This window comes from Dactylosporangium sucinum, from assembly GCF_014647515.1.
Classification (GTDB): domain Bacteria; phylum Actinomycetota; class Actinomycetes; order Mycobacteriales; family Micromonosporaceae; genus Dactylosporangium; species Dactylosporangium sucinum.
On record NZ_BMPI01000150.1, the window covers coordinates 1 to 5596 of the forward strand.

Annotated in this window: 4 protein-coding genes; 1 reads left to right on the plus strand and 3 read right to left on the minus strand. The window is 71.8% G+C overall.

Features of this window, described 5'->3' with window-relative positions; all coding sequences use genetic code 11:
* Positions 1–176: 176 nt before the first annotated feature.
* Genes IEZ31_RS55270 through IEZ31_RS55280 form a run of 3 tightly spaced genes read right to left on the minus strand, consistent with a single transcriptional unit; the run spans position 177 to position 3639 of the window.
* On the minus strand, positions 177–1151 hold the full coding sequence (locus tag IEZ31_RS55270) for an ABC transporter permease (protein WP_190258209.1): 975 nt from the start codon (positions 1149–1151) through the stop codon (positions 177–179).
* The gene (locus IEZ31_RS55275) at positions 1148–2143 is read right to left on the minus strand and encodes an ABC transporter permease (protein ID WP_190258210.1); all 996 of its coding nucleotides are present in this window, start codon (positions 2141–2143) and stop codon (positions 1148–1150) included. The genes IEZ31_RS55270 and IEZ31_RS55275 overlap by 4 nt, the downstream gene beginning before the upstream one ends.
* On the minus strand, positions 2140–3639 hold the full coding sequence (locus IEZ31_RS55280; RefSeq protein ID WP_190258211.1) for a sugar ABC transporter ATP-binding protein: 1500 nt from the start codon (positions 3637–3639) through the stop codon (positions 2140–2142). Before IEZ31_RS55280 ends, IEZ31_RS55275 begins: the two co-directional genes overlap by 4 nt.
* Before the next feature lie 485 nt (positions 3640–4124).
* Between IEZ31_RS55280 and IEZ31_RS55285 the strand changes: the two genes are divergently transcribed.
* Positions 4125–5596, plus strand: a 1472-nt coding sequence (locus IEZ31_RS55285) for a ThuA domain-containing protein (protein WP_190258212.1), incomplete at its 3' end; no start/stop codon positions are given.

The window sequence follows — 5596 nt, forward strand, 5'->3', positions numbered from 1 at the left end:
GCGAGCTCGTTGTCGTAGTCGGCCTGGACGAAGAACTTCGACTGCTCGCCGGTGCCGGACCCGGCGGCCTGCGACGCACTGCCGGACGCGCTCGTGGTGGGTTCGTCGGTGGCGCAGCCGGCGAGGGCCAGCAGCGCCGCGGCGGCGACGGCCATGGTCTTTCGCATGGTTCTCCTCTACTTGGACGGGGTGCGGAGCGAGGCGGCCGCGACCGCGGCGATGATGATCACGCCTTGGACGGTGGCGCGGAGGGCGCCGGAGACGCCGTAGAAGTTCATGAGCGCGAAGAGGGTCTCGAGCGTCAGCGCGCCGAGCATCGCGCCGGCGACCGAGCCGCGGCCGCCGCCGAGGGCGACCCCGCCGAGCACGACGGCGGTGATGGCGCCGAACTCCAGGCCGGCACCGGCCTGGAACGACACGCCGCTGTAGCCGCCGAGCAGGATCGCGGCGACGGTGGCGGCGACACCGCTGAGCACGAACGCGATCGTCTTGGCCCGCCAGACCCGCACGCCGGACAGCTCGGACGTGCGCGGGTTGCCGCCGACGGCGACGAGCGTGCGGCCGAAGTCGGAGCGGGTGACGGCGACGGCGAGCGCGGCCGCGCCGAGCAGGACGAGCAGCGCGTAGGGGACCCGGCCGAGCAGCGGCACGTCCTCGAACGCGCGGCGGCCGAAGCGGCGGAACTCCTCGGAGAGCCCGCCCTTGGGGGCGCCGTCGGACCAGAAGTAGACGGCGCCGACGAGGATGAGGTACATGCCGAGGGTCGTGATGAACGACGGCACCCGCAGCAGCGTCGTCACCAGGCCGTTGACCAGCCCGACGACCACGCCGAACGCGAGCACCACGAGCACGACGGGCCAGGTGCGGCCGGGGTCGCTGTCGATGAGCCGGGCCGCGACGACGACCTGCGCGGTGACGAGCGAGCCGACGGAGAGGTCGAACTCGCCGGAGACGATGACGAAGTACTGCCCGGCCGCGAGCAGGATGATCGGCGCGGAGCGGCCGATGAACGACAGCAGCGAGGCCGGGGCGAAGAAGTCGGGCTGCCGCAACGCCATGAGGGCCAGCAGGATCGCGAGCAGGCCCAGCACGGGGGCGGTACCGACGTTGAGTCGCCTCGTCAGCGGGCGGGTCTGGGTCTCGGTGGTCATGCCGCCGCCTTCCGGGTCGCGGCCCGCCGGTGCATCCGCCGGGCGTAGACGGCCACCGCCGCGATGATGATCACGCCGCGGATGACCTGCTTGAAGAACGCGTCGACCTCGAGCTGGTTGAAGATGCTGTCGATGCTGGCCAGCAGCAGCACGCCGCCGACGGTGCCGAGCACACCCCCGCGGCCACCGGCGAGGGCGGTGCCGCCGAGCACGACGGCGGCGATCGACTCGAGGTCGTAGAGGCCCTCGACGCCGACCCGGGGCGCGCCGGAGCCGAGCCGGCTGGCCAGGTAGATGCCGGCGAGGCCGGCACAGAGCGCGCACAGGACGTGGGCGACGACGAGGACCCGGCCGGTGCGCACGCCGGAGAGCCGGGCGACGTCGGGGTCGCCGCCGATCGCGATGAGGTGGTGGCCGAAGCGGGTGCTGCGCAGCGCGAACCAGACGGCGGCGGCGACGCCGAGCAGCAGCAGGAACGCGACCGGGACCGGGCCGATGCGCTGGTAGCCGAGGCTCTGCACGAACGCGGGGGCGGTCTTGCCGGCCGGGCCGTCGTAGCCGTTGTCGAGGTACCCCTTGAGCAGCAGCCCGACGCCGACTGTGGCGATGAACGCGTTGATCCGCAGCTTCGTCACCAGCAGTCCGTTGAGCAGCCCGACCCCGGCGGCCACCAGGAGCACCAGGCCGACCGCCGGCAGGATGTTGCCGTCCCGGCCGGCCATCGTCTCCGCGGCCACGAGGGTGCTGAGGCTGATGACGTAGGCGACGGACAGGTCCAGCGAGCCGGCCAGGATGACGATCGTCTGCCCGACGGCGACCAGCCCGAGGGCGGTCGCCACGTGCAGCAGGCTGACGACGGTGGACTGGTTGAACAGCTGGCCGCCCTCGGCGGCGACGACGATCCAGCCGATCGCCAGGGTGAGCGCGAGGGCCAGGTACACGCCTCTCGCGGGTCCCGCCTTGGTGACGGCGGTCAGTGACGCCACGGTCATGCGGCCTCCTCGGTCAGGGCTCCGGTCGCCAGGCCGACGACCTCCTCCTCGGTGGCGCCGGCGGGCAGCTCGCCGGCGATCGCGCCGTCGCGCATGACGACGATCCGGTCGCTCATGCCGAGCAGCTCGGGCAGCTCGGAGGAGATCATCAGCACGGCCGCGCCGTCCCGGGCGAGCCGGCGGACCAGGTCGTGGATGGCCGACTTGGCGCCGACGTCGATGCCGCGGGTCGGCTCGTCGAAGAGCAGGATCTTCGGGCCGAGCGCGAGCCAGCGGGCGAGCACGACCTTCTGCTGGTTGCCGCCGGACAGGAACCGGATCTCCTGGTCCTCGCCGGCGGCGTGCACCTCGACGGTGGCGAGCAGGTCGCGGACCTTCACCGTGCGGGCGCCGCGCCCCCGGTACAGCGGCCCGATCGCGCGCCCGGCCAGCAGTGCGTTGTCGAGGACCGACTGGCCGGCGACGATGCCCTCGCCCTTGCGGTCCTCGGTCACGTAGGCGATGCCGGCCCGGATCGCGGCGCGGGGCGAGCGCAGCTGCACGTTCGCGCCGTCGAGCTCGACCGTGCCGGCGGTGAACGGATCGGCGCCGAAGAGGGCGCGCGCCAGGGCGGAGCGGCCCGAGCCCTGCAGGCCGCCGATGCCGAGGATCTCCCCCGCGTGCAGGTCGAGCGTGACGCCGCGCAGCTTGCGGTTGGTGCCGCCGCGCACGGCGAGCCGGACCGCGCCGCGGTCGCCCTCGGCCGCCCTGGGCGGGAAGTACCCGGCGAGGTCCCGGCCGACCATGTGCCGCACGAGCTGGTCGGCGCTCGTCCCGGCGGTGTCGAGCGTGGTGACCCGGCGGCCGTCCTTGAGCACGGTGATGCGGCCGGACAGGTCGAACACCTCGGCGAGGCGGTGCGAGACGTAGAGCAGGCCGATGCCGCGCTCCTGCAGGCGGCGCACGAGGCGGTACAGCAGCTCGACCTCGTGGTCGGCGAGCGCGGCGGTCGGCTCGTCCATGATGAGCACCCGGGCGTCGAGGGCGAGGGCCTTCACGATCTCGACCACCTGCTGCTGGGCCACGCCGAGCCGGCCGATCTTCGCGGCCGGGTCGAACGACGTCTCGCCGACGGTGGCCAGCAGCTCGGCGGTGCGGGCGTGCATCGCCTTGCGGTCGACCAGCCCGCGTCGCACCGGCTCGTGGCCGAGGAACACGTTCTCGGCGACGGTGCGCTCGGGCAGCAGGTTGAACTCCTGGTGGATGATGCCGACGCCGGCCCGCTGCGCGTCGCGCGGCCCGCGGAAGGTCACCGGCGCGCCGTCGAGCGTGAGCGTGCCGCCGTCCGGCGCGTACACGCCGGAGATGATCTTCATGAGGGTCGACTTGCCGGCGCCGTTCTCGCCGACGACCGCGTGCACCTCGCCCGCGCGCAGGTCGAGGTCGATGCCGGAGAGCACGCGGACGCCGAGGAACGACTTGCCGATCCCGCGGATGTCGAGCAGTGGTGCAGGCATGGAAACCCCTGACTGACCGTAACCATCGATGGTGATCGCGCTAACGGTCGGGCACTCGCTCGCGCACCCACCGTGGGGACTTTCGAAGTTCAACGTTGAACTTTTGCTTGGCCACACTAAAGCTGGCGATGAGGACATTAAATGTTTCGATGCCGGGAGGCAACGACGTCATCGGACCGAAACAATTCCGTTGCCTGGCATCCGCCGATCATCCAGCTTCGCCGATCCGATCATCCGACTCGGCGGTGCTCCACGCGGCGGCAAACCGGGTGCAACCTGCCCGAACTCCCGAAGACATTGACTTATTGAGATGTCTCCAGCACGCTGAGCGTCGCGAGACCACGGTTCGGGATCGCGAAGTGTGACTGTGCGTCGCGGCGGACGACGGTCTCTTCTCACGCTCTGCTGGACCCCGCACGGGCGGTGCGGGGTGGCTCCCGTGCGCCCGTGGCTCGCGTCCCGTTGCCCCGCCGAGAGGAAACGGCATGCGAAGAAGCACCCTCATCCTGGGCACGATCATCGGCGTGCTGCTGTCGATCGCGCTCGTCCGGCCCGCGGCGGCCGCGCCCGCCTTCCGCGCCCTGCTGTTCACCAAGACCGCCGGCTACCGGCACGACTCCATCCCCGCCGGCATCGCGATGTTCCAGCAGCAGGCCGCCGCGAACAACTTCGAAGTCGTGCAGACCGAGGACGCGAACGTCTTCACGCCCGCCAACCTCGCCACGTACGACGTCCTCATCATGTTCCAGACGTCGGGCATGGTCTTCACCAGCACCGCCCAGCGCCAGGCCGTCGAGGGCTTCCTGGCCTCCGGCAAGGGCATCGTCGCCATCCACAACGCCACCGACATGGGCATCGAGAGCGAGTACCCGTGGTGGGACCAGACGGTGAACGCGGGCGCGCACATGCCGGAGCACTCCCCCGGCGTGCTGCCCGGCACCGCGATCGTCGCCGACAAGCAGCACCCGTCGACGGCCGGGCTGCCGGACCGGTGGAACCGCAGCGAGGAGTGGTACAACTTCGACAAGAACCCGCGCGGCGACGTCCACGTGCTCGTCACCGCCGACGAGCGCACCTACAATCCGGGCGGCGCGGCGATGGGCGCCGACCACCCGATCTCGTGGTGCCGCAACGCCGCCGGCGGGCGGGTCTGGACGACCGCGATGGGCCACGCCATCGAGTCGTACAGCGAGACGAACTTCCGCAACCACGTCCTCGGCGGCGTGCGGTGGGCCGCCGGCAACGCCGCGGGCGACTGCGGCGGCACGGTCTGGGGCAACTTCGAGAAGCGCGCCCTGGACGACAACACCGCCGACCCGATGGCCCTGGCGGTGGCGCCCGACGGACGGGTCCTCTACGTCCAGCGGGCCGGCCAGGTGAAGATCTTCAAGCCGAGCACGAACACGACGGTCACGGCCGGCACGCTGAGCGTCTACACCGGCGGCGAGGACGGGCTCACCGGCCTGGCCCTCGACCCGAACTTCGCCACCAACGGCTACGTGTACCTCTACCACTCCCCCGCCGCGAGCCCGACCGACATCAACCGCGTCTCCCGGTTCACGCTCAGCGGCGACACGCTGAACCTCGCCAGCGAGGTCGTCGTCATCGACGTCCCCGCCTACCGGGACCGCACGTTCCCGGAGCCCGGCCACACCGGCGGCTACATCGCCTTCGGCCCCGACGGGAACCTCTACATCGGTACCGGCGACGACACCCCACCGAACCTCGACCCCAACTGGCAGGGCTACGCCCCGCTGGACTGGCGCTCCGGCAAGGCCAACCTCGACGCCGCACGCACCGCCGGCAACACCAACGACCTGCGCGGCAAACTGCTGCGGATCCGCCCCACGGCGTCCGGCGGCTACACCATCCCGGCCGGCAACCTCTACCCGCAGGGCACCGCCCAGACCCGGCCCGAGGTCTACGCCATGGGCTTCCGCAACCCGTTCCGCTTCTC

Excerpts from the sequence above, each read along its gene's own strand:
- IEZ31_RS55270 (WP_190258209.1), bottom strand. The coding sequence starts at position 1,151 with ATGACCACCGAGACCCAGACCCGCCCGCTGACGAGGCGACTCAACGTC.
- IEZ31_RS55275 (WP_190258210.1), bottom strand. The coding sequence starts at position 2,143 with ATGACCGTGGCGTCACTGACCGCCGTCACCAAGGCGGGACCCGCGAGA.
- IEZ31_RS55280 (WP_190258211.1), bottom strand. The coding sequence starts at position 3,639 with ATGCCTGCACCACTGCTCGACATCCGCGGGATCGGCAAGTCGTTCCTC.